The organism is Actinokineospora alba, from assembly GCF_004362515.1.
GTDB lineage: Bacteria > Actinomycetota > Actinomycetes > Mycobacteriales > Pseudonocardiaceae > Actinokineospora > Actinokineospora alba.
In genome coordinates this window covers 3312290-3335893 of the sequence record NZ_SNXU01000001.1, presented here as the reverse complement: position 1 = coordinate 3335893, position 23604 = coordinate 3312290, and the positions used below count along the sequence as shown (strand labels likewise).

Here is a 23604-nt window from a genome sequence, read left to right as displayed (position 1 = left end):
GCCCAAAGGACCGGCTCCGAGCCTTTGCGCGGTGGGAAAAGAACTCGTAGTGGGAATTAACTGTTCAAAACCCGCGGACGGTTAACCGTTGTAAACCTTGGTGATCGCGAACAAGACTGGCGGCGTTCTCCTTAACCCTTGCCTGAGGGTTCTCCATCGAGGGCTGGAGCCTCAGGCACCCTGCAGAGGAGTCAGTCGTATGCGCATGTCCCGAACCAGGGTGGCGGTCGCCGTCACGGCGGCCGCGGCCACTGTCGGAGCCACCTTCGCCCTGGCTGTCCCGGCCACGGCGGCGGAAGCCCAGATCCTGAACGAGAACTCCGCGAACGCCATCAAGGACAGCTACATCGTCATGCTCAAGGACGGCCAGTCGCGGGCCGTCGCCGCCTCCGCCGACAGCCTGGGCCGCAAGTACGGCGGCAAGGTCGGCTTCACCTACGAGTCCGCGCTGCGCGGCTTCTCGGTCACCATGTCCGCGGCGCAGGCTCGCAAGCTCGCCGCCGACCCGGCCGTGGCGTCGATCGAGCAGGACCGCACCATCCAGATGCTGACCGACCAGCCCAACCCGCCGTCGTGGGGTCTGGACCGGGTCGACCAGCGCGACCTGCCGCTGAACAGCAACTACTCGTACGCGACCGGGGCGTCCAACGTCACCGCGTACGTGATCGACACCGGCATCAACTACGACCACGCCGACTTCGGCGGCCGGGCCAGCCTGGGCACCGACGTGTTCACCGACGGCCAGGCGGGCAAGGACTGCCAGGGCCACGGCACGCACGTCGCGGGCACCGTGGGCGGCAAGACGTTCGGCGTGGCCAAGGAGGTCAAGCTCAAGGCGGTCCGCGTGCTGAACTGCCAGGGCGGCGGCTCGGTGGCGGGCATGGCCAAGGGCGTGGACTGGGTGACCGCGAACGCGGTGCTGCCCGCCGTGGCCAACATGAGCCTCTACACCGGCGTCAAGAACGAGCCGAGCACCGTGCTCGACACCGCGGTGAAGAACTCGATCGCCAAGGGCGTCACCTACGCCGTCGCGGCGGGCAACTTCGGCGACGACAGCTGCCAGTACAGCCCGCAGCGCGTGTCCGAGACGATCAACGTCATGGCGACGAACAAGACCGACGGCCGGGTCAGCAACAGCCTCTGGTCGTCGAGCTATGGCACCTGCTCGGACCTCTTCGCCCCCGGTGACAGCATCGTGTCGGCGTCGCACTCGAGCACCACGGGCAGCTCCACCAAGAGCGGCACGTCCATGGCGTCCCCGCACGTCGCGGGCGCGGTGGCGCTGTACCTGGCGGCCAACCCGACGGCCACCCCGAAGCAGGTCCACGACGCGATGATCGCCAACGCCACCAGCGGCAAGGTGACCAACGCGGGCACCGGGTCGCCGAACAAGCTGCTGTTCATCGGCACCGGCGGCGACGTTCCCCCGCCCACCGGCTGCGCCACCCAGACCAACGGCACCGACGTCGCCATCCCGGACGCGGGCGCCGCGGTCACCAGTGACATCACCGTCTCCGGCTGCACGGGCAACGCCTCGGCCACGGCGAAGGTCGACGTCAACATCAAGCACACCTGGCGCGGCGACCTGGTCGTCGACCTGGTGGCCCCGGACGGCTCGGCCTACCGGCTCAAGGCGTCCTCGTCGAACGACTCGGCCGACAACGTCATCGCGAGCTACACGGTGAACCTGTCGTCTGAGGCCCGCAACGGCGTTTGGAAACTGAAGGTCCAGGACGTCGCCCGGTACGATACGGGCAACATCGACACCTGGAGCCTGACGCTCTAACCAGCGCGAACACCGGAAATGCCCGCTGAGCCTGGTGCTCGGCGGGCATTTCCGGTTTCAGGACCAGCGGGTTTCGAGGCGGATCGCCAGTGCGGCGAAGAGGGGCGCGGCGGCGGGGACGTCGAGGTCGATCACCATCCGCAGCCGGTGGAGGAGTCGCTCTCGGGCGGTCATCGGGCCCCAGCTCCAGTCCTCCACCAGCACCCGCGCGAACTGGTCGCGCGCGCCACGCTGGATGCGTTGGACAAGGGCGTCGCCGCGCAGCAGCCAGGCGATGCAGTGGTCGGTGAGGGTGCCTGGGACGTCGGTGCCGGTGAGGTCCCGCCAGGTCTCGAGGTACGCCGACTCGGCCGAGGCGATCACCTCCGGCGCCAGGACCGTGCTGTAACCGCAGGTGGGGAAGGCCATCCGGAGGTACGCCAGTTCGGCCAGACCCGAGCCGCGGCCGGCTTGTTCGAAGTCGATGAAGTGCACGCCGTCCGGGGTGACCAGCAGGTTGCCGGGGCACGGGTCGCCGTGGAGGAGGGATGGGCCGCCGGTGGCGACGCGGGCGAGGAGTGAGCGCAGGGCGTGTTCGGCAGCGGGCGACGCGGTCAGGCCGACTTCGGTGCACAGGCGTAGGAACGCGATCAGGTCCGCTTCCCCTGGCGGTTCGGCGGTAGGCAGGGACGGCGGCGGGGTGATGGCGTGCAGGCGGGCGAGCGTGCGGGCGTAGGTGAGGGGGTCGGGGAACACGCGCGTGCTCTCGACGTACTCCAGCACGGTGACTTTCGCGCCCGCGTCCGCGTCGAGGACCTCCGGTGCCAGGCCCACTTCCGCGGCCGCTCGCAGGGCCACGAGTTCGCGGTGGAAACGGGTGTCGGCGTTGTGTCCCAACAGTTGTTTCACCACCACCCGCCGGTCGGCGAGGTCGACGGCCCAGACCTGGGAGCCGGGACTGCTCGACAGGGGGTCGACGCGGCGCGGGCGCCCTAGGCCAAGCATGCGACTCAGGTTGCCTGGTCCCACTCCGGCGGGCAAGGTAATACCGTGATCACGGAGCAGGTACTGCTGCTGGACGAGACCGGCCAAGGAATCGGCACCGCCGCCAAAACCGAGGTGCACCACGCGAACACCCCGCTGCATCTGGCGTTCTCCAGCTACGTCTTCGATCCGGACGGACGGTTCCTGATCACCCAGCGGGCCTCGCACAAGAAGACCTGGCCCGGCGTCTGGACGAACTCCTGCTGCGGTCACCCCGGCCCCGACGAGCCGATCGCCCGCAGTGTGGCGCGCAGGCTGGAGGACGAGCTCGGGCTCGCCGGACCGCACCACCCCGACCTGATCCTGCCCCGCTTCCGCTACCGCGCGGTGATGGACAACGGCATGGTGGAGAACGAGATGTGCCCGGTGTTCCGGGTCGTCGTCACCACCGACCCGGTGCCCAACCCCGACGAGGTCGACGCCGCGGAATGGGTGTCGTGGGCCGAGTTCAGCGAGTCGGTGCTCGCCGGGACGCGGGCGGTCTCGCCGTGGAGCGTGCTGCAGATCAGCGAGCTGACCCGGCTCGGGCCCGACCCGCTGGCGTGGCCGGTCGGCGACACCGACGAACTGCCGATCGCCGTCCGGTAACCGGAACGGTTGGAAAAAAGCCGGCGAAGACCGCTTCGGCGCACGTACTGTCGGTTCAGTGCATGTCTTGATCTCCAGCCTGCCCAGCCATGGCCACACGTACCCCCTGCTCCCCTTGGCGATCGCGGCCAAGGAGCACGGCCACCGCGTCACCTACGCGACCGACGCCTCCTTCCATCCCGTCCTGATCTCGCTCGGCTTCGACGTCGTCGATGTCGGCACCACGATCACCGACGCCTTCAACCAGGTCACCCAGGGCTCGCCGCCGGACTTCAGCGACGTCGAGGCGATGAGCGAGGTGGTGAGCAGCGTCTTCATCTCGGTGCTCGCGCGCGGCATCGCCGCCGACCTCGGCCCGATCCTCGCCCGCGAGAAGCCCGACCTGGTGCTCTACGAAGCGGGCAGTCCAGGTGCCGGGCTGGCCGCCAAGGCCGCGGGCATCCCGGTGCTGTGCCACGCCTTCGGCCGCGGCGCCCTGGGGAACACCTTCCCCAGCTTCCTCACCAAGAACGCCGAGGTGGCCGCCGAACTCGGGGTCGACTACGACCCGGCCGGGCCGTTCCCCGACCCGTATCTCGACATCTACCCGGCTTCCTTGCAGGACAAGGAATTCCTCACCTTCCCCAAGCGGATCCCGCTGCGCCCGGTGGCCTTCGCCGAGCCGGGCGAGCTGCCCGCATGGGTCGCCGAGCACGACAAGCCTTTGGTCTACCTGACCCTGGGCACGGCGTTCGGCCAGGCGGGCGTGCTGCGGACCGCCATCGACGGTCTCGCGACGCTGCCCGCCCGGGTGATCGTCGCGGCGGGCCCGACCGTGGAGATCGCCGACCTCGGGACGGCGCCGGACAACGTGACCGTGCTGCCGTGGGTACCGCAGGCGGACCTGTTGCCGCACACCGATCTCGTCGTCCACCACGGTGGCAGCGGCACCACGCTCGGAGCCCTGGCCGCCGGCGTCCCGCAGCTGTTCATCCCGCAGGGCGCCGACCAGTTCGTCAACGCCGACGCGGTGACCGAGGGCGGCGCGGGCGTGCAACTCGTCGGCGACGCGATCACGGTCGAGGCGGTGGCAGCCAGGGCGGCCGACCTCCTGGCCGACGACGCCGTCGCCGCACGGTCCCGCGAGGTCGCAGCCGAGATCGCCGCCATGCCCAGCCCCGCCGAAACCGCCGCCACCCTCGAAACCCTCGGCGCCTAACCCACCCCCAAGGTCGCGAGTCGCCCCGTCCGGCAAGTGAGTCGCCCTGTCCGGCAAGTGAGTTCAACGTTCGTGCCTCGCGAATGTCGAACTCACTTGCCTGGAGGGGCGACTCGTTTGCCGGGAGGGGCGACTCGCGGGGGTTGGTGGGGGTTTCGGATACTGTTAGTCTTTGGAGTCTTGCGGTATGACTCCGGGAGGTCTGGCGTGGATGGTCAGCGCGACTTCGAGGTCGTCGTCATCGGCGCGGGTGCCTCCGGCATCGGGGCGGCCGTCAAGCTGCTCGCCCAGGGCGTGACCGACTTCGCCGTGCTGGAGAAGACCGCGGGCGTCGGCGGGACCTGGCGGGCCAACACCTACCCGGGCTGCGCGTGCGACGTCCCGTCGGCGCTGTACTCGTTCTCGTTCGCGCCCAACCCGGAGTGGAGCCGGGCGTTCGCCGAGCAGCCGGAGATCCTGGACTACCTGCGCCGGGTGTCCGCCGAGCACGGTGTCGACCCGCATGTGCGCTTCGGCGTCGAGCTGACCCGCGCCCAGTGGTCCGACGGCGACCAGCGCTGGCACCTCGACACGACCCGCGGCCGGTTCACCGCGCGAATCCTGGTCGCCGGGGCGGGTCCGTGGAACGAGCCGCTCATCCCGGACCTGCCCGGCCTGGTCGACTTCCCCGGCGAGGTCTTCCACTCGGCCTGGTGGGACCACACCATCGACCTGAAGGGCAAGCGGGTCGCGGTCGTGGGCAGCGGCGCGTCGGCCGTGCAGTTCGTGCCGCACCTGCAGCCCGAGGTCGCATCCCTGCACCTGTTCCAGCGGACCGCGCAGTGGGTGCTGCCCAAGCCCGACCACGCCGTGCCCGAGCTCGAGAAGCGGCTCCTGCGCGCCGTCCCGTTCGTCCAGCGGGCGCTGCGCGGGTTCGAGTACGCGGCCATGGAGGCGCTCGGCGTCGGCTTCCGCAACCCGTGGATCCTGCGGCTGGTCCAGCGGATCGGCCTGGCACACCTGCGGCTCACCGTCCGCGATCCGGACCTGCGCCGGGCACTCACCCCGGACTACACGCTCGGCTGCAAACGCCTGCTGTTCTCCAACACCTACTACCCCGCGCTGACCAAGCCGAACGTGACGGTCCATCCGCACGCGGTCGAGGAGATCCGGGGCAGTCACGTCGTCGGCGCCGACGGTGTCGAGTCCGAAGTGGACGCGATCATCCTCGGCACCGGGTTCCGCATCCTCGACATGCCGCTGGCGAACCTGGTGTTCGACGCCGAGGGACGCAGTCTCGCCGAGCACTGGCGGGGCAGCCCGGTCAGCTACCTCGGCACCACGGTCGCCGGCTTCTCGAACGCTTTCCTTTTGCTGGGGCCGAGTCTGGGCACCGGGCACTCGTCGGCGTTCACCATCCTCGAAGCCCAGCTCGGCTACGTGAACACCGCTGTGCGCCGGATCCGCGAGCTCGGCTGGTCGAGCATCACGGTCCGCCCGGACGTGCAGCGCCGCTACAACAATGAGGTGCAGGGCGCGCTGGCGGGCACCGTCTACAACACCGGCGGCTGCTCCAGCTACTACCTGGACTCCAACGGCCGCAACAGTTTCAGCTGGCCGTGGTCCACCAGCCGGATGCGCGCCCGGCTCGCGGCGTTCGACCCGTCGGACTACCTCATCCGTTCGCCCGCCGACCGGCCCGCCGAGATGACGTAGTAGTCGATCAGGCCGTCGCGGTAGGAGGTCAGCCAGCGCCGTGGCCACTCGCCCTCGGGCACGCCGAGTTGGGCGATCCAACGGTCCAGCCCCGGCCAGACGTGCTCGCCGATCGAGGTGACCCGGACGTCGCCGAAGCCCGCGGCCTCCAAGTGGCCGACCACTTCTGGGATCGAGTGATCGCGGTCGACGCCGGAGGTGAAGGTGTCCAGCCGGGCCGCCAATTCGCCGCGGCGGTCCGCGGTCGGGGCGAAGAACGTGCTGACGGCGAACCGACCACCCGGCCGCAGCACCCGGTACGCCTGCGCGGCGAACGCGCCGAGGTCGTCGAGGTGCTGCGCGGCCTCGATGGACACCGCGACGTCGAAGGTCTCGTCGGGGAACGGGAGATCCTCGGCGGCGCCTTGGCGGTAGGTCAGCCGTTCCCCCTGCGCGTGGGCACTCGCGCGGGCGACCTGGTCGGGACTCAGGTCGACACCGTGCAGTTCGCGCGGACCGAATTCGGCGAACGCCCAGGCCGCGCCGACACCGGTTCCTGAACCGATTTCGAGCACCGCGTCCCCCGCGCCGACGCCCAGCCGCTCGAATACCAGACGATAGAGCGCGAACTGGCTTTCGACTCGTTGTTCGACGGTTATCCGCTGGTCCGCGGCCACGTCTTGCCAGAATCCGAAGTTGATGAATCCCCCAGCGAAGACGGGCAGCGAACTCAGGTCGTCCTCGCCGTACATCCGGGCCCTGAGCACCGGAGCGTCATCAGTCATGACTCCATGTTGCCATAAGGGAATGTTCCCATTTAAGGGTTAACAGTTATGTGTACCCGCCAGTTTTAAGGTCTTTCCAACGGGCGTCACGAGTGGCACTATGCACGGGCGAGCAGCTCCATTGTGGACGCGGGGATAGCCGACCGCGCCTTTCTTGCTCGTACCCCCTGCACAGTAAGGAATCGGCATAAATGACGCGCATCCGAATGCGAAGCAAGGCGTCCAGAGCAGCCCTGCTCGCCGTAGTCGCGACCGCGGGCATCGCCGCGGTCTCGGTCCCTGCCTACTCCAGTGAAGCTGACGTCACCATTCAGAACGCGGACGCCCCCGGCGCCGTCCCCGACCGCTACATCGTCAAGTTCAAGAACGGCGCCCGCGGCGCCGTCAGCTCGATGGCTGCCGACAAGTCCCGCAAGCACGGCGGCACCGTCAAGCACAACCTCGAGATCATCAATGGCTACTCGGCCACGATGACCGCCGAACAGGCCAAGAACGTCGCGCGCGACGCCGACGTCGAGTCCGTCGAGCAGGCCCAGGCCATGGTCGCCCTCGACACCCAGCCCAACCCGCCCAACTGGGGCGACGACCGCATCGACCAGCGTGACCTTCCGCTGGACAAGTCCTTCAGCTACCCGACCAACCCCGGTCAGGGCGTTCGCGTCTACGTGCTGGACACCGGCATCAACGCGAGCCACACCGACTTCTCCGGCCGCGTCTCCGCCGGTTACGACTTCGTCGACAACGACTCGACCCCGCAGGACTGCCAGGGCCACGGCACGCACGTCGCGGGCACCGCTGCGGGCACGACCTACGGCGTGGCGAAGAAGGCGTCCATCTCGGCCGTGCGCGTGCTCGACTGCGCGGGCTCGGGCAGCAACGACGACATCATCGCGGGCATCAACTGGGTCAAGAACAACGCGGTCAAGCCCGCGGTCGTCAACTACAGCATCGGCTGCCGCCAGCGCTGCTCCAGCGCCACCATGGACAACGCGGTGAAGTCGCTGATCGCCAGCGGCGTGCAGTTCATCCAGGCTGCGGGCAACTCCAACGACGACGCCTGCTACTACAGCCCGCAGCTCGTCCCCGAGGCCATCACGGTCGGCAACAGCAACCAGCAGGACCAGCGCTACAACGGCACCGGTCCCAGCAGCTACGGCTCCTGCCTCGACATCTGGGCGCCGGGCACGAGCATCGTGTCGGCGTCGCACTCCAGCAACACCGGCAGCGCGACCATGACCGGCACCTCGATGGCCTCGCCGACCGTGGCGGGCGCGGCGGCGGTGTACCTGGGTCTCAACACCTCGTCGACCCCGCAGCAGATCCGCGACGCGCTGGTCAACAACGGCTCGACCGGCAAGCTGACCGGCATCAACGCCGGTTCGCCGAACGTCCTGCTGTACACCGCGTTCATGAACGGCGGCGGCACCACTGGCGTCACCGTCGCGAACCCGGGCAACCAGACCGGCACCGTGGGCACCGCGGTCAACAAGACCAACACGGCTTCCGGCGGCACCTCGCCGTACACCTGGTCGGCCACCGGGCTGCCCGCCGGACTGTCGATCAGTTCCTCGACCGGCACCATCACCGGCAGCCCGACCACGGCGGGCACGTCCAACGTGACCATCACCGCGACGGACAGCTCCAGCCCCGCCAAGTCCGGCTCGGCGAACTTCAGCTGGACGATCAACCCCACTGGCGGCGGCACCTGCTCGGCGGTCACCAACGCCACCGACTACGCCATCACCGACAACGCCACCGTCGAAAGCCCGGTCACCGTCTCCGGCTGCACCGGCAACGCCTCAGCCACCGCCAAGGTCGACGTCAACATCGTCCACACCTACATCGGTGACCTGACCGTCTCGCTCATCGCACCGGACGGCTCGGCCTACGTCCTGCACAACAAGACCGGCTCGGGCACCGACAACCTGGTGACGTCCTACACCGTCAACCTCTCCGGTGAAGCGGCCAACGGCGACTGGAAGCTGCGAGTCAACGACTCCGGCCCCGGCGACACCGGCAAGATCGACACCTGGACCCTCAACACCGGGTCCACCGGCGACGGCGGCGGCTGCGCCCCGGCCAGCAACGGCACGAACGTGAACATCGTTGACAACACCACGGTGGAAAGCACGATCTCACTGTCCTGCACCGGAACCGCCTCGGCCAGCAGCAAGGTCGACGTCGCGATCGTGCACACCTGGCGCGGTGACCTCGTCATCGACCTGGTGGCCCCGGACGGTTCGGCCTACCGGTTGAAGAACTCCTCGAGCAGCGACTCGGCCGACAACGTCAACGCCAGCTACACGGTGAACCTGTCCTCGGAATCCCGCAACGGCGCATGGAAGCTGCGCGTGCAGGACGTCGAGACCAACGACACCGGCTACATCGACAGCTGGACTCTCACCAGCTGATCACCTGACACGGAAAACGCCCGGCGAGTGCCCTCGCCGGGCGTTTTCCGTTGCCCTAGAAGAACATCCGCAGCTCGCTGGGCACCAAGCCGGTCAAGTCGGCCTCGGCGAGTTCGGGCCTGCGGTTCGCGACGATGCGGAACAGACCGGCGACATCGGTCTTGAGGACGCCCTCCGCGCTCGCGTCCGGGTCGCCCAGACGCAGGGAGCGCCCATCGGTGAGGTGGACGTCGGTGGGCGGGACCTCCCGGGTGACGCTGCGCTGGACCAGGATGGCCAGGGCGTCGTCCACACCGGCCGACGAGTACGCGTCGGGTTCACCCAGCGCCTCGCGGATGTCGCCGCCGTGCACCCACTCCCCCAGCGCCACCCGGTGGATCTCCGGGCTGGCGGCGCCGAGTTCGTAGGCCTTCTCCAGTTCAGCGATCACGTCCGCGAGCGGGAGCGGACGCCTGGCGTCCACATCGGCCTCGTTGGCCTCGGGCGAGAAGTCGTGCAGGTCGCCGGTGGCCACCCGGGTCAGGGCGGTCGCGCAATGGGCGATCACGTCACGGACGGACCACAGGTCGCACACCGTGGGGCGGTCGAACGCCTCTTCCGGGGTGCGGCGAAGGATGGGCAGCAGGGCGTCGCGTTCGGTGAGCAGCAGGCGGCTGTAGACGTCGGTCATGTGTCCATCCTGCACTCATCACGGCTCGCGGTAACGCCGGAGGAACGACATCCGGTCCACCACCTCGAACCCGTCGCGCGCGAACACCAGGTAGGACGACGGCCGGACCTCCCGGGAACCGGCTTCGTCGCTCAACACCCCGACCGGCACCTCCTCGCGGCGCACGGCGAACCGGACGTCCGACCCGATCAGCCCCCGCTCACGAACCCGGCTGACCCACACCTCCATGTCGGTCAGCGCCGCGGGCTCCGAGTAGCACAGGGCCTGCACCGGAACCGGCCACGGGTGATACACCTTGATCATCTTCAACCCCCCGGCATCGACTCTCCCCACCACCGAGGATACCAGAGCGTTCGAACATGTGTTCGATAAGCTCACTCGAACCTGGAGACGTCTCCCGCACCCACCCGGATGATCTCCGGCTCACCCTGCGAGAAGTCGATGACCGACGTCGGCACGGTGCCGCACTCGCCGGAGTCGATCACCGCGTCGACCACGTGGTCGAGCCGCTCCTTGATCTCCCAGCCCATGGTCATCGGCTCCGGCTGGTCGGGAAGCAGCAGCGTGCTCGACAGCAGCGGCTCACCGAGCTCGGCCACGATCGCCTGGGTGACGACGTGATCGGGGATGCGCACCCCGACCGTTTTCTTCTTCGCGTGCTGCAGCCTGCGCGGGACTTCCTTGGTGGCGGGCAGGATGAAGGTGTAGCTGCCCGGCGTGGACGCCTTGATCGCCCGGAACACCGCGTTGCCGACCTCGACGAACTGGCCCAGCTGCGAGAAGTCCTGACACACCAGGGTGAAGTGGTGGCGGTCGTCGAGGTTTCGGATCTCGCGGATGCGGTCGATCCCGTCCTTGTTCCCCAACCGGCAGCCGAGCGCGTAGCAGGAGTCAGTGGGGTACGCGATCAGGGCGTCGGCGCGCAGAAGGTCGACGATCTGCGTGATCGAGCGGCGCTGAGGGTTGTCCGGATGCACGTCGAAGTACTTCGCCATTGCGAAAGCCTATCGGTGACAGCGCGCCCCGGCGCGAGCTCAGCCGTTCTCGACCTTGCGAGCCAGGGTCTTCGGGGCGACCAGGCAATAGGAGGTGCGGATCCACTCCTCCAGCTGTGCCCAGCGGTCCTCGTCGAGTCCGGCTGGGACGTCGAGCGCGATCCAGCCGTGACGGCCCAGCCCGTAGCCCGCCGGATGGGCGGCCGGGTCGGTGGCCACCACGGCTTCGGCTTCGGCCTTGGACAGCTTCACCGAGAGATTCTGCGCGAGATGGTCGGCGAAGATGAAGTTCTTGCCGCGCACACGGAATGTCGGGTGATCGCCCCAGGCTTCGACATCGACGCGCTCCGCCTCCGGCAGTGCGGCGATGATCCGCTCGACCCGCTTCATGTTGTCCATGGCGCCCATCATGGCTCTCGCACGAGGCGCATGTCCGCGCCCGGATCGAGTGAACCGAGTCGATCTAGTGGGTAGAGGCGCCACGCCATCCTGCCAATCACCTCGCTGATAGGGATCCAGCCGTACTTGCGTGAGTCGTCGGACTGCGAAGGGTTGTCCCCCAGCACGAACACGTGCCCGGCAGGCACCACCGCCTCCCCGTTCCCCGATTTCCCGTCCGCGGCACAGCATTGGCGGGCGTCGTGCCAGTTCTCCGTCCACACGGGAGCGTCGACCACCGACCACCCCGCCGCGCCCGCCGGGCGGACCATGACCGACGCCCCACCGTCGGCCCGGACCTCGATCTTCACCGCGTCACCCGGCAGGCCGATCACCCGCTTCACCACGGCCGGACTACCCGGCGACGGCCGTGCGGCGACGATGTCGAACCGGCGCAGGTCGGCGGGGTCGAAGAAGGGCTCCAACAAGATCCGGTCGCCGTCGCCGAGGGTCGGGCTCATGCTCTGGCCGTCGATCCGGTTGGCGAACGTGACCGCGATGACCACGCCGACCAAGGCCAGCGCGGCGAGCGCCGCCACGGCTCCCAGCACCCGCCGCGCGACTCTTCCGCGTCTTCCGCCTACGACCACTGGACTCTCCATTCCGGGTATCAAAGACGGCGTTCGGCGGAATGGATACGGCATGTTACCGATACGTAACCTATTACTTTCTGTTACCACGACCGGCGAGAAATCCGGCTCGATACCGCCGAATGGCAGACACTCGCCCCCTTTACAGACCGCCACAAGCTGTCGATCAAGCGCGTGTTACCCACAGTACGCGTTACCAAGAGTCACACAACTCGCTCACCTCTGACCAGCACCGCGTCGAAGCTCTTGTCACCAGGCAACACAAATGGCACCGTTCGTTCACCCCCACCGGGTGATCAGGGACACACGGTTACGGCTGGTGGCGGATACCGGCGAGCGAGGGCGGCCGCCGCTACTCCGCTGTGACTGTGTGTTATTCGGCCTGCCCATTTTCGGTGGTGCGGTGATTTCCCAGCAGTTCTCCGCGTGACTGCGGAGGGCAACGAAACCAGGAGGTCAGATGCAGGAAACCACACTGGGCAGAACAAGATGGGGCCGCTTCACCGCGGTCACGGGCGTCGCCGGAATCGCCATGGCGACGCTCGGCATCGCGCTGGCCCAGGGTCTGCTCGCGGCGTCGTTCAACGTCAACGGCAAGCCTTTCCAGATCGAGTCGGCCGCCCTCGCGGGCGACGGTTTCGGCGCGATCATGGACAAGGTCACGAAGGACAACGCCGACGGCACCACGAGCGGTCAGGCCGTGGCGCGGGCGGGCTTCCAGACGGCCAACCTGAACGGCCTCTGCGCGGCGGTCCACCAGAGCGTGCTCGGCCTGCCGTTCACGCTCAAGATCGCGGCGGGCAACCCGAACGACGCGGTCAACGACATCGCGGCGCAGGACCTGGTGCTCGACGGTGAGTCGGTCAACGCCAACGCCTCGATGAACGGCCTGGCGCTCGGCAAGAGCGCGGACGACGTGCAGATGGGCACCAGCACCGGCTCGCTCGGTGGCACGCCCGGCAACTTCGGTCTGCAGTCGACCACGGCGAACCTCAACGGCCTGCACGCTGAGGCCTACTCGGCGACGATCGCCGGGACGATCAACCTGACCGGTCTGTCGCTGGCCATCGAGTCCGGCTCGACCAACTGCACCATCGTTCCCTGATCCCGCCGCGTGTTGGTGGCGGACGGCCGCCGCCATCAACACGTGCGGACCGACCAGATCGACAGGAGTTCGCCATGACCGAACCGATCGCGGACCACTCGGACCACGCAGGCACCGCCAAGACGCCGGGCAGACCGGCCCGTGCCTGGGCGGCGTTCACCCGCTTCCGCCGCACCCGTCCGTTCTGGGGCGGCGCCTGGCTCGCGTTCGGCGGCTGGGTGATCCTCTCCCTGACTCTCGCCCCGATGTCGGTCACGCTGGCCGCCGGGGTCGGCGGCATGTCCGGCTACGTGCTGGGCGGCTCGATGATGATGTTCGCCTTCTTCTCCTGGTTCGTCCCGTCGCAGCGCCACCTCGCCGGGTTGCTCGGCGTGGTCTTCGCGGTCGCGTCGCTGGTGCTGTCGAACCTCGGTGGCTTCGGGGTCGGGATGATCTGCGGGGTCATCGGCGGCGGCATGATCTTCGCCTGGGGCCCGAAGCCCGAACACCCGAAGCTGCGCCGCATGTTCCGCCGCACCGCTGAAGGTCAGGCGTGATGGCGGGTAAGCGGTTCGCCGCGGTGGCGGCCTGGAACGCCCGGATGCGTGAGGAAGCCGCCGACGACGTGCGGCGCGGCAGCCGGGTCGGGCGCTCGTCGCTGCTGGCCATTCCCGCGACCGTGGTCGTGGGGCTGCTCGGCGTGGGGATGGCGCAAGGCTTGCTGGCGGCCAACTTCATGGTGGTGAACAAGCCGTTCGCGATCAAGTCCGACCAGGTGCAGGGCGCCGGTTTCGCCGCGCTGCTGCACGACCGGCTCGCCGACAACGGCGGCACCGGGGCCAGCAAAGGCATGGCGCGCGCGGGTTTCAAGTCCGCGCGGCTCGACGGCCTGTGCGGCGTGGTGCACGAGAGCATCGCCGGGGTCAGCTACACGCTCAAGATCACCGCGGGTGAGCCGGTCAACGGCACGCCGGAGGGCACCGCCGAGATCAACGCCTCCGACCTGATCCTCGAAGCGGTCTCGGTCAACGCGAGCAACAGCACCTTCGCCGACATGTACCTGGGCAAGTCGGCCGACGACGTCAACATGGGGGTGACCCGGCTCGACGGCGGCACCGCGGGCAACTTCGGCCTGGAGGCGGGCACGGTGAACATCGCCAACCTCGACGCTTCGGCGTACACCATCGAACTCGTCGGCAGCATCGGCCTGCCCGGCCTGAAGCTGGCCATCGAACCCGGGACAGTCGGATGCTGACCCGCGTCCGGGACAACCCGGTGCTCGCCGTCGTCGCCGCGGCCTGGCAGTGGTTCACCGCCTTCCGCCGCACCAGGCCGTTCTGGGGCGGCCTGTGGATGATGCTGGGCGGCTGGACGATCATGTCGCTGACCGTCGCGCCGATCGTGGTCACCCTGTCCGCGGGGGCATCGGGGGTCGCGGGCTATGTCCTGGGCGGCGGGATGATCGTGCTCGGCCTGATGGCGTGGTTCGCACCGACGCAGCGGCTCGTCGCCGGGCTGATGGGCGGGATCTTCGCGGTCGCGGCGTTCGTCGCGTCCAACCTCGGCGGCTTCCTGCTCGGGACGCTGCTCGGTGTCGTCGGCGCGGCCATGGTGTTCGGCTGGGGCCCGAAGAAGCCGCGCGGGCGGCGGGCCGAGTCGTGATCGCACCCGTGCGCGCCTGGCTGGCGGCGGCCGCGGTCCTGCTGGTGCTGTTCTCCACCGCACTCGTCCCCGACGCCTCGGTCCCGCGCGCGGAGGCCGCGGCGGGCTGCGTGCGCGACACCAACATCGGGTTCTGCGTGGTGCCACAGGCTTTCCAGATCGCCTTCGGCAAGGAGAGCTCGTTCATCGACACCTACGACTGGCACACCCAGTCCTTCACCGACCTGGGCACCACCACGATCACCGTCGCGGACGGGACCACAAGGCAGGTCAACCACTACCGCTTCAAGCAGCTTGTCGTCGACAAGGACATCCTCATCGACCAGAACCGCGGCGCCGACTACCGCGTGCAGATCACCGCGCCGGGGCCGATCGAGCTGGGCGGGACGAACAACGCGGGCCAGGCGATGTGGACCGACGTGTGGGGGACGAACCTGGAGTTCCAGTGGGGGACGTGCATCATCACGTGGACCTGGGTGCCGGACAACATCGGGCTCAACATCTCCGGGTGCTGGCTGCGGATGAACGCCTACGCCATCACCGCGTACAACCCGCAGCCGCAGCCGGGCCAGCGCGACAACCCGATCAACCTGCCGAAGTCCACCCTGCAGCTGCTCAACGGCGGCGCGTGATGAATGGAACCCGGTGGGGCCGGTCGGCGCTGCTCGGCGTACCCGCCCTGGTGCTGGTCGCGCTGTGCGGGATCGGGATGAACACCGGGGCGCTGGCCCACCACGTGGTCATCCAGAGCGGCACCGCCGACCTGAGCACCAGCGGCCTCTACGGTGTCGACTTCGGACTGTCCGTTGTGGACAACACGCAGAAAGTCCGACAGGCCGACGGAACTGTTGTGCTGCGCGATATTCGGTTGATCCGCGCCGGTTTCGCACAGGGCAAGCTGAACGAGCTGTGCATCGCGATGAACCAGACGATCCTGGGCCAGGACTACACCCTGAAGCTGACCGGCGGCGACGGCAACCTGTCCACCTGGGAGGTGGACGCCCGCAACGTCGAACTGGACGGCGCCCGGGTGGCCGGGACGCTGACGCTCGACGGCGTGGTCAAGTTCGGCATCACCGGCGAGGACGTCACCACGATCAAGGCACCCGACGGCACCCACGTGGAAAACCCCCTGGAGGCGACGCCGAGCAGGCACCGCTTCGGGGCGGACTCGACGTTCGCCGAGTTCACCCAGCTCACCGGCAAGGTGTACGCGATGGAGATTGTCGGCCCGTTCGCTCTGCCGGGCCTGAAGGTGAAGATCGAGCCCGGCCGAACGACCTGCCCCGCTCCCCCGGCACCCACCGCCCCGCCGAGCTAGCCCTGCTCAAAGAGCGAGCAACTCCCGCTCCAACGGAGTCGGAAACCGAGACCGCATCCGAACAACCCCAACCAACCCAGCCAACCGCACGGCCTCGGCTTCCACCAACGCCTCAGCTTCCGCGCCGATGTCCTCCAACAGCCGGACAGCGATCTCCCCATCCGGCCGATGAGCCCACCCGCCCACAACCCGACCATCCCAGAACACGGTCGGCCCGATGTTCCCCGACCGGTCGAACAACCGATCCGAGTGCTCCCCCAGGTACCAGTCCCGCTCAGTCCACCCCATAGGCGTCGGATCCAGCGCGGGCAGCAGGACCGGCCGAGGTGCGGGTTCGGCAACCGGCTCCAGGTCGTCGGCGAGGACGACGCCAGTGCCGTGGTCGAGTTCCACCGACACGACACCCACCTCGGCGAGCGCCTTCCGGGTGTCACCGAGCGTCCACCCAGTCCACCACTTCAGGTCCCCGACCGTCGCGGGCCCGAACACCCGCAGCCATCGACGCGCCAGTTCCGTGCGGGCTTCGAACACGTCCAGGGAGGGCAGGCCGCCGGGGAACCACGAAGTCATCGGCGACCACCGGTACTGCGTGGAGGTCCACGAGCCCAACGGCCTGCCGCGCACGATCATCCCGTCGGCGGCGAGCAGGCCGAGGACCCGGGAGGTGATGTTCTGCTTTGCCTCGTAAGGCTTTCCGGGCGCCATCAGCAGCGACGTGCGCAGCCGGGGCTCGTCGGCGGACAGCTCCGCCGCGCTCGCCTCACCACGCGCGGACAGCGCGGCGAAGGTGGACTGCTCGACGTCGCGCAGCCAGCCCGCGGCGTCGGTCGCCACGCCGGCGTCTTCGAGTTGCTTGACCAGTCTGCGCCGCTCGGTCGCGGCCACCGCCCGGCTGCACGCGGACTGCACCACCGGGGCGAGCGCCCGCGGCACGACGAACACCGTTCGACGCATGCCGAGCATCCGGACCATCGTCTTGCGGTCGTGCAGCGCTTCGGTGATGGTGTCCGGGTCGACCGCCATCCGGGCGAGCACGGACAGGTACACCGTGCAGGGATCGGTGGCGTGCAGGGCGACCAGAGCCTCCGCGACGTCGGTCGGGTCGGCCGAGGGAAGGGGCGCCGCCAGACCGTGTCGCAGGCTCAGTCGCGCGCGTCGCTCGGAATCCGGAATTCGCCGCATCGCCGTGACCCTACTCGGACTTCCGAGCACGTCCACACTGGACAACCGGTAGCTTGGCCCGGTCGACGAAGGGCGGGACACATGGCCAGGTCATGGTGGGGCTGGGGCAACGACGAGGACGCGCTGCAGGGCCAGGAGCTGACGTCGCTCACCGAGCGGGTCGCCGGTCTGCTGCCCGGTGCGGACCTCACCGACCACGAGCCGCCGACGGTCGCCGACCTGGACCTGCGGCCGCCCAGGGTGCGCCCGCCGGGCGCGCTGGCCGACGTGTGTTCGGCCGACCCCACCGACCGCGCGGCCCACGCCCACGGCAAGGCTTTCCGCGACGTAGTGCGAAACCTGCGCGGCGAACTGAGTCACGTGCCCGACGTCGTCGCCCGACCGCGAACCGAACAGGACGTCGTCGACCTGCTCGACTGGTGCACCACGGCGAAAGTCGCGGCGGTCCCGTTCGGCGGCGGCAGTTCGGTCGTCGGCGGCGTGGAACCCCGCTTCGACGGCCCGGCGGTGACGATCGACCTCGGCGGGCTGGACCAGGTCGTCGAGATCGACCACACCAGCCGCGCCGCGCGAATCCAGGCGGGGGTGTTCGGCCCACACTTGGAGGACCAACTCCGCCCGCACGGTCTGAGCCTGCGCCACTTTCCGCAGTCCTTCGAGTTCTCCACCCTCGGCGGCTGGCTCGCGACCAGGGCGGGCGGGCACTACGCCACCCTGCACACCCACATCGACGACCTGGTCGAGTCGATGCGGGTGGTCACCCCCAGCGGCGTCAGCGAATCCCGGCGACTTCCCGGGTCCGGCGCGGGCCCGTCGCCGGACCGGCTGTTCCTCGGCTCCGAAGGCACGCTCGGCATCATCACCGAGGCGTGGATGCGCCTGCAGGACCGGCCGACACACCGGGCGAACGCCTCGCTGCGGTTCGCCGACTACGCCTCGGCCGTCGCGGCCACCCGCGCGGTCGCCCAGTCGGGCCTGCACCCGGCGAACTGCCGCCTGCTCGACCCGGCGGAAGCCTTCCTCAACGCCGGAGTGACCACCGGCGGCGGCGTTCTGGTGCTGGGCTTCGAATCCGCCGACCACCCCGTCGACGGCGCGTTGGCCCGGGCAGTGGAGATCGGCCAGGCCCACGGCGGCGAAGTCGCGGAGGGCAAGAAGAATCCGGGCGCGGACTGGCGAACCTCATTCCTGCGCATGCCCTACCAGCGCGACGCCCTGGCCCGCCGCTCGATGATCGTCGAAACCTTCGAGACCGCCTGCACCTGGGACCGCTTCGAGTCCCTGCACGCGGCCGTCACCACCGCCGCCACGGACGCGATCCGCCAGATCGCCGGGGTGGGGTTGGTGACCTGCCGATTCACCCACGTCTACCCGGACGGCCCGGCACCGTACTTCGGCATCTACGCCCCCGGCACCTGGGGCCAGACCGTGGCGCAATGGGACGAGATCAAAACCGCGGTCTCGGACGCGCTGGCGGCGAACGGCGGAACGATCACCCACCACCACGCCGTCGGCCGCGACCACCGCCCTTGGTACGACCGCCAACGCCCGGACCCGTTCGCGGCGGCATTGAGGGCGGCGAAGGGGGCGCTCGACCCCGCCGGAATCCTCAACCCTGGTGTGTTGATCTAAGGCGCACAACCTGGGGTGGGTGAGGGGTGGGGTGTGAGGGGTGGGTTGCAGTCGCCTCCCACCACCCCGCAATCGCAAGGGGGCCAAGCCCAACTGCCTGTTTTGGTAGCGACCACCCTCCAAACCGGGCGGGCCAGCACCACCTGCCTGTTTGGGTGGTTCGCCTTGATTTGGGGTGAAATGGACCTAAACTTTCGCGGCGCGGGGCAGTTCCTCCACCTGCCCGCTTTCCCCGCGCAGGTCCATTTCCGGGGTCCCCAAATCAAGGCGAACCACCCAAACAGGCACCCCCACGCAAAGCCGGTCAGTCACCCCCAGCCGGCCGAGCTCAATGCTTGTCAGCAGCCAACTCCACCCGCCGAGGCGGAGCAGTCATCGTCTCCCGGCAAGCCGACAACGCCTTGTCGAGCAAGTCCCGCAGCTGGGCCAAATCCTCCGGATCAAGCTTCCGAAACGCCGCTGCCTCGATCTGAGCCTGCTCCCGAACCATCCCCCGGAACAGCGAAATCCCCTCCGCGGTCAGCTCAGCCAACAGCGACCGCCGATCACGCTCAGCCGGAACCCGCCGCAACAACCCGAGACGTTCCAGTCGGTCCAGCCGACTCGTGATCGATGTGGTCGGCGCCCCGGTCCCGTTGGCCAGCTGCGTCGGGGTGAGCCGGTGCGGCTCCCCCGTCCAGTACAGCCGGGCGAGGATGTCGTAGTCCCGGGTGTTGATCCCGTGGGGCGAGGCGATCTCAGCGCAGGCCAGGTCCAGTGCCCGGGCGATCAGGTGGACGCGCTCGACCACCCCCTCGGTCAGCGGGTCGATCTCGGGTGCGAGCCGCACCCAGTCCTCGATGAGTTCATCCACGGTGCCGGGCTCCCCGAAAGTCGGTCTGGACAGTGATCGTCGCTCACCCCTATCGTACACCGAGTTAGTACGACTTCGGATTATCCGAACGGGGAGGGGATTGGGGACATGCGCTTACACGCACTGCTGCTGGCCGCCGTCGCGATCGTGGGCCTGGCGCCCGCCGCGTCAGCCGAGACCGGGGAACTCGCGCCCGCCGCGCCCGCCATCGGGGATACCTGGCAAGAACCGGGGAGCCCGAGCGCGAGAAAGCTCGTCAAGTCCGCACTGGCCCAGGTGGGCCGCTCGTACTGCTGGGGCGGCGGTGACGCCGACGGCCCGACTCTCGGCTTGAAGTCCTCCAACTGCGACCTGAACACCGGCCCCGGCTTCGACTGCTCCGGCCTGGTGCACTACTCGCTCAACCAGGCCGGGTTCCCGGCGGACGACCTCGAAGCGAGCCGCTACGCCGAGCTCGGCACTGAGGTCTCCACTCCGCTCCCCGGTGACCTGCTGTTCTACGACCGCCAGAACAACGACCACATCGAGCACGTCGCCATCTTCCTCGGCACCCGCGACACCTCCGGCAGGCGCTGGGTCGTCGAGGCCTACGGCGACGAGGGCTGGACCGCACCCAAGTACCGGGTGCGGGTCCGCGAATACTTCAAGGGCGAGGAAGTCCTCATCAAGCGAGTGTTCACGCTGCAGCCCAAGCCGTCGATGAGCGCGGTGACCGTCGCGGACGGCTCGGTGAAGCTGCAGTGGGACGACTACGCGGACGAGACGGGCTATCACCTGACCTACGGCCAGAGCCAGGTCATCCTCGACGCCGACACCACCACACGCACCGTCACGGGTCTGCCGCCGGACAGCCAGGTCTGCTTCCGCCTGCAGGGATTCGCCGACTACGAGGCGTCGGACTGGAGCACGCCGGCGTGCGCGTGGACTCGCCTGCGCCCACCCGCCCCGACCGACGTGCGGGCCGCGCCGGCGGGCACCAACAGCATCAAGGTCACCTGGCAGGACAACGCGACCACCGAGACCGGCTATTCGGTGATCACCGAGAGCGACCACGAGTCCCTGCCCCCGGACACCACTTCCCATGTCTGGACCGGACTTGAGCCCGGCACGACCGCCTGCTTCACCATCGCGGTGTTCAACTCAGCGGGGTCGACGACCTCCGCCGAGCCGGTCTGCGCCACCACGCTCAGCAACGGCCCGGCGGCTCCGACCAACCTCACCGCCGAGGTCCTTGACGGCAACGTCGTCCATCTCATGTGGACGGACAACGCCAGCGACGAGACCGGTCTGCTCGTCCGCAGGCGGGTCGGCGACTACATCGACTACGTCTCGCAGTTCACCTACCCGAACGCCACCGAGGAATGGGTCTTCGACGAGCCGGTCGGCGTCGACATCTGCTATTCCGTGGCCGCGACGCGCGGCGGCAGCAGGTCCACCTGGTCCAACGAGGCCTGTGTGCGACTGATCTGACCTCAGGGGGGAACGCTTGAGGTATCTCAGGCGTCTGAGGGACACACCGCGTGGACCCGCCCCACGGTTTCCGCGCGGTGGGTGAACCCTGGTCGCCGTGCCCGCCCCCAGCAGGCACGGCGACCAGGTCGTTCACCGACCGGCGCCCGCCGTCAGGAGGCCCGAGAGCACACCCATCTCCTTGCGCTGCTCCGCGACCATCAGCCGGGCCTGGGCCCGCACCTGCGGCAGCGCGGCCTCGCGCACGGCGATGGTCGCCATCTCGACCCCGCCGGTGTGGTGCCTGATCATCAGCCGGATGAACCTGGCCTCCAGCTCGGCGCCGCTGAGCCCGGCCAGTTCGTCGAGTTCGGCCCGCGACAGCAGGCCCGGCATCGGCGCGTCGGCGTCGCCGTGGTCGTGCTTGCCCGCCATCCACGCCATCGGCTCGGTGTCGGAGACCTGCGGCGCGTCCCAGGCCGACAGCCAGCCCTGCATCAGCCCGATCTCGCGCTGCTGGGAGTTCTCGATCGTGGCGGCGACGGTCGCGGCCGACGGACCGAGCCTGCCGCGCACCAGGCCCGCGAGTTCCAGCGCCTGCTGGTGGTGGACGATCATGTCCTGGCTGAACCCGATGTCGACCATGCTCGGCGCCGCGGGTGGGCGCGGGGGCGCGGGGGCCAGGAGCACGCCGCCCGCGGCGCCCACCGCCATCCCGGCCACGACCAGGGCGATCGCGACCAGAAGCACCCGCACCCGGGTCATGACCGCGGATACGCGCCGTTGGTGAACCGCAGCAGCATGGCGCCGTTGTCGTCGCAGTTCACCCAGAGGCGGTCGCCGTCCAGGCGGGGCGGCGACATGCACCAGTCCGCGGTCATATCCACCGGACCAAGGTAACCCGCCGGGTCGCCGACGTTGCCATTGGCGGCGTCGGAGAGCGGCTGGCCGGGCACGAACGCGTGCGCCGAGTTGACCAGTTCGGCCCGCTTGCCGACCTGCGCGGGCGGGTTGAAGTAGGCGATCTCGCGCGGATTCATCAGATCGCGGATGTCGAAGACGCGGATGCCGGACTGGGTCCAGCCGCACGCCATCGTGGTCGGGTCGACGGTCCGGTCGAGCGAGCAGTAGTGCGCCTCGTAGCCGAAGATCCCGTTCTTCGCGGTGTCCTTGGCGCGCAGCGGCATGTTCTCCGGCCGGTTGATCTCCAGCTTGAGCTTGCGCACGATCCGCGGGGCCCGCTCGTCGGAGATGTCGACGATCCGGGCGCCGCCGGAGGCGAACTCGTCGACGGCCATGTAGTACGGCGTGCCGTTCTTGGTGAACGGCATGGCGTGCTGGGTGATGCCGCCGTCCTCCCAGGTGGTGTCGGCGATGCGGCGCAGCCTGGGGAACAGCTTGCGGCTCTGGATGTCGCTGCTGTCGAAGATCGTGATGCCCGCGGGGACGGCGCTGGCGACGTAGGCGCGGTTGCCGTCGGGGCTGAAGCCGAGCCCGTGGTTGGTCAACCCGGTGAGGCCGTTGAAGATCACCCGGGGAAGCACGGGGTTGCTCATGTCGAGCGCGGCGATGGTGCCGGGGCCCGCTCCGGTCGTCCAGTACGTGCGGCCGTCGGGCGACCACGCCGCCTCGTGGCCGGGGAAGAACCCGGGGATGGTGAGCGTCGTGCCGAGGACGCCGTTGAGAAGGCGGGGCTTCGCGCAGTCGGTCTTCACGTCGTAGACGGAGACGAAGAATCCGCCGGTGCCCGGTCCGACCGAGACGGCGGCGAGCAGGCCGCGGGCCTCGTGGACCTTGAGCGTCTCCCACGTGCCGCCCAGCGTCGCGGCGCTGACCAGCGACGTCGACAGGCGGGGGTTGGCCGGGTCGGACATGTCGATGACGTTGACGCCCTTGACCTTCGCGGTCAGCGCGCTGGGGATGATCGTCCCGAGGTACTGGCAGTGGCCGTAGGACGCGCCGACCGTGGCCTGTCCCTGACCCTGGAACCGGCTGATCAGCTCGAGGTTGCACGAGTAGCCCTGGGCGCTGCGGCCGCTCTCCCGGTCGGCCAGCGGAACCTGCCCCTGCACGCCGGTCTCCGGTGAGGAACCCGGGCCGCAGTCGGCCCGCGCCACCGTCGTGTCCACCTCGCTCGCACCCGCCTGGACGTTGGGGACGACCACCAGTGCGGCCACGGCGATCACGGCGGGGAGGGCGTGCACGATTCTCTTCATTGAGAACTCCGATCGGTGCAGGGTGTCCGCGAAGCTACTGGCGAGTT

General features: G+C 69.0%; 24 protein-coding genes. 13 read left to right on the top strand and 11 right to left on the bottom strand.

All coding sequences use genetic code 11. From position 1 onward, the window contains the following. Nucleotides 1–199: 199 nt before the first annotated feature. Nucleotides 200–1786: a S8 family peptidase gene (locus tag C8E96_RS15355; protein ID WP_324187120.1), complete on the top strand. Its 1587-nt coding sequence runs from the start codon at nt 200–202 to the stop codon at nt 1784–1786. A gap of 57 nt (nt 1787–1843) precedes the next feature. Here the strand turns inward: C8E96_RS15355 and C8E96_RS15350 are convergent, their stop codons facing one another. Further along, nucleotides 1844–2770, bottom strand: a complete 927-nt coding sequence (locus C8E96_RS15350; protein WP_166658013.1) for a phosphotransferase family protein — start codon at nt 2768–2770, stop codon at nt 1844–1846. 45 nt (nt 2771–2815) lie between these two features. Between C8E96_RS15350 and idi the strand changes: the two genes are divergently transcribed. The 3 genes from idi to C8E96_RS15335 all read left to right on the top strand — a co-directional run bounded on the left by idi (nt 2816) and on the right by C8E96_RS15335 (nt 6290). Further along, on the top strand, nt 2816–3397 hold the full coding sequence (gene idi, locus C8E96_RS15345) for an isopentenyl-diphosphate Delta-isomerase (RefSeq protein ID WP_091373918.1): 582 nt from the start codon (nt 2816–2818) through the stop codon (nt 3395–3397). Between the two features lie 58 nt (nt 3398–3455). After that, entirely contained in the window at nt 3456–4595 is a 1140-nt protein-coding gene (locus C8E96_RS15340; protein ID WP_091373915.1) for a glycosyltransferase, read from the top strand. A gap of 207 nt (nt 4596–4802) precedes the next feature. Continuing rightward, complete coding sequence (locus C8E96_RS15335; protein WP_091373913.1) at nt 4803–6290, top strand: flavin-containing monooxygenase; 1488 nt, start codon at nt 4803–4805, stop codon at nt 6288–6290. On the opposite strand, the gene C8E96_RS15330 is transcribed toward C8E96_RS15335, so the two are convergent. Then, the gene (locus C8E96_RS15330) at nt 6245–7054 is read right to left on the bottom strand and encodes a class I SAM-dependent methyltransferase (protein ID WP_091373911.1); all 810 of its coding nucleotides are present in this window, start codon (nt 7052–7054) and stop codon (nt 6245–6247) included. The genes C8E96_RS15335 and C8E96_RS15330 overlap by 46 nt on opposite strands. Before the next feature lie 191 nt (nt 7055–7245). Between C8E96_RS15330 and C8E96_RS15325 the strand changes: the two genes are divergently transcribed. Further along, on the top strand, nt 7246–9465 hold the full coding sequence (locus tag C8E96_RS15325; protein ID WP_228769849.1) for a proprotein convertase P-domain-containing protein: 2220 nt from the start codon (nt 7246–7248) through the stop codon (nt 9463–9465). Between the two features lie 55 nt (nt 9466–9520). Here C8E96_RS15325 and C8E96_RS15320 read toward each other — a convergent pair whose 3' ends face one another. From C8E96_RS15320 to lepB, 5 genes are all read right to left on the bottom strand, one after another. Next, nucleotides 9521–10135 carry a maleylpyruvate isomerase family mycothiol-dependent enzyme gene (locus C8E96_RS15320; protein ID WP_091373908.1) on the bottom strand — a complete coding sequence of 205 codons (615 nt, stop codon included), beginning with the start codon at nt 10133–10135 and terminating at the stop codon, nt 9521–9523. Nucleotides 10136–10153: 18 nt separating this feature from the next. Then, complete coding sequence (locus tag C8E96_RS15315) at nt 10154–10438, bottom strand: hypothetical protein (protein WP_091574852.1); 285 nt, start codon at nt 10436–10438, stop codon at nt 10154–10156. Nucleotides 10439–10509: 71 nt separating this feature from the next. Further along, entirely contained in the window at nt 10510–11130 is a 621-nt protein-coding gene (locus C8E96_RS15310) for an L-threonylcarbamoyladenylate synthase (protein ID WP_091373903.1), read from the bottom strand. 39 nt (nt 11131–11169) lie between these two features. Then, on the bottom strand, nt 11170–11529 hold the full coding sequence (locus C8E96_RS15305) for an MmcQ/YjbR family DNA-binding protein (protein WP_228769848.1): 360 nt from the start codon (nt 11527–11529) through the stop codon (nt 11170–11172). Between the two features lie 8 nt (nt 11530–11537). After that, nucleotides 11538–12119 carry a signal peptidase I gene (gene lepB / locus C8E96_RS15300; protein WP_166658012.1) on the bottom strand — a complete coding sequence of 194 codons (582 nt, stop codon included), beginning with the start codon at nt 12117–12119 and terminating at the stop codon, nt 11538–11540. Nucleotides 12120–12618: 499 nt separating this feature from the next. On the opposite strand from lepB, the gene C8E96_RS15295 reads away from it, so the two are divergent. From C8E96_RS15295 to C8E96_RS15270, 6 genes are all read left to right on the top strand, one after another. Further along, nucleotides 12619–13263, top strand: a complete 645-nt coding sequence (locus C8E96_RS15295) for a DUF6230 family protein (RefSeq protein ID WP_091373891.1) — start codon at nt 12619–12621, stop codon at nt 13261–13263. A 74-nt stretch (nt 13264–13337) separates the two neighbouring features. Then, nucleotides 13338–13799, top strand: coding sequence for a DUF6114 domain-containing protein (locus tag C8E96_RS33725; RefSeq protein ID WP_176926756.1), 462 nt, complete (start codon nt 13338–13340; stop codon nt 13797–13799). Continuing rightward, nucleotides 13799–14497, top strand: a complete 699-nt coding sequence (locus C8E96_RS15285; protein ID WP_091373888.1) for a DUF6230 family protein — start codon at nt 13799–13801, stop codon at nt 14495–14497. Before C8E96_RS33725 ends, C8E96_RS15285 begins: the two co-directional genes overlap by 1 nt. After that, a complete protein-coding gene (locus C8E96_RS15280) occupies nt 14491–14904 on the top strand; it encodes a DUF6114 domain-containing protein (protein ID WP_228769847.1) in 414 nt (137 codons plus the stop codon). The genes C8E96_RS15285 and C8E96_RS15280 overlap by 7 nt, the downstream gene beginning before the upstream one ends. Next, nucleotides 14901–15536: a hypothetical protein gene (locus tag C8E96_RS15275; protein ID WP_091373885.1), complete on the top strand. Its 636-nt coding sequence runs from the start codon at nt 14901–14903 to the stop codon at nt 15534–15536. Before C8E96_RS15280 ends, C8E96_RS15275 begins: the two co-directional genes overlap by 4 nt. Then, complete coding sequence (locus tag C8E96_RS15270; RefSeq protein ID WP_091373882.1) at nt 15536–16225, top strand: DUF6230 family protein; 690 nt, start codon at nt 15536–15538, stop codon at nt 16223–16225. Before C8E96_RS15275 ends, C8E96_RS15270 begins: the two co-directional genes overlap by 1 nt. 6 nt (nt 16226–16231) lie before the next feature. On the opposite strand, the gene C8E96_RS15265 is transcribed toward C8E96_RS15270, so the two are convergent. Further along, nucleotides 16232–17407: a winged helix DNA-binding domain-containing protein gene (locus C8E96_RS15265; protein ID WP_091373879.1), complete on the bottom strand. Its 1176-nt coding sequence runs from the start codon at nt 17405–17407 to the stop codon at nt 16232–16234. 81 nt (nt 17408–17488) lie between these two features. On the opposite strand from C8E96_RS15265, the gene C8E96_RS15260 reads away from it, so the two are divergent. Continuing rightward, the gene (locus C8E96_RS15260; protein ID WP_091373876.1) at nt 17489–19039 is read left to right on the top strand and encodes an FAD-binding oxidoreductase; all 1551 of its coding nucleotides are present in this window, start codon (nt 17489–17491) and stop codon (nt 19037–19039) included. Nucleotides 19040–19367: 328 nt separating this feature from the next. Here the strand turns inward: C8E96_RS15260 and C8E96_RS15255 are convergent, their stop codons facing one another. Beyond that, nucleotides 19368–19892: a MarR family winged helix-turn-helix transcriptional regulator gene (locus C8E96_RS15255; protein WP_166658011.1), complete on the bottom strand. Its 525-nt coding sequence runs from the start codon at nt 19890–19892 to the stop codon at nt 19368–19370. A gap of 108 nt (nt 19893–20000) precedes the next feature. On the opposite strand from C8E96_RS15255, the gene C8E96_RS15250 reads away from it, so the two are divergent. Beyond that, nucleotides 20001–21362 carry a fibronectin type III domain-containing protein gene (locus tag C8E96_RS15250; RefSeq protein WP_091373869.1) on the top strand — a complete coding sequence of 454 codons (1362 nt, stop codon included), beginning with the start codon at nt 20001–20003 and terminating at the stop codon, nt 21360–21362. A gap of 132 nt (nt 21363–21494) precedes the next feature. Here the strand turns inward: C8E96_RS15250 and C8E96_RS15245 are convergent, their stop codons facing one another. Next, the gene (locus C8E96_RS15245; RefSeq protein ID WP_091373866.1) at nt 21495–22106 is read right to left on the bottom strand and encodes a DUF305 domain-containing protein; all 612 of its coding nucleotides are present in this window, start codon (nt 22104–22106) and stop codon (nt 21495–21497) included. Continuing rightward, on the bottom strand, nt 22103–23557 hold the full coding sequence (locus C8E96_RS15240; RefSeq protein WP_091373862.1) for an LVIVD repeat-containing protein: 1455 nt from the start codon (nt 23555–23557) through the stop codon (nt 22103–22105). Before C8E96_RS15240 ends, C8E96_RS15245 begins: the two co-directional genes overlap by 4 nt. Nucleotides 23558–23604 lie beyond the last annotated feature (47 nt).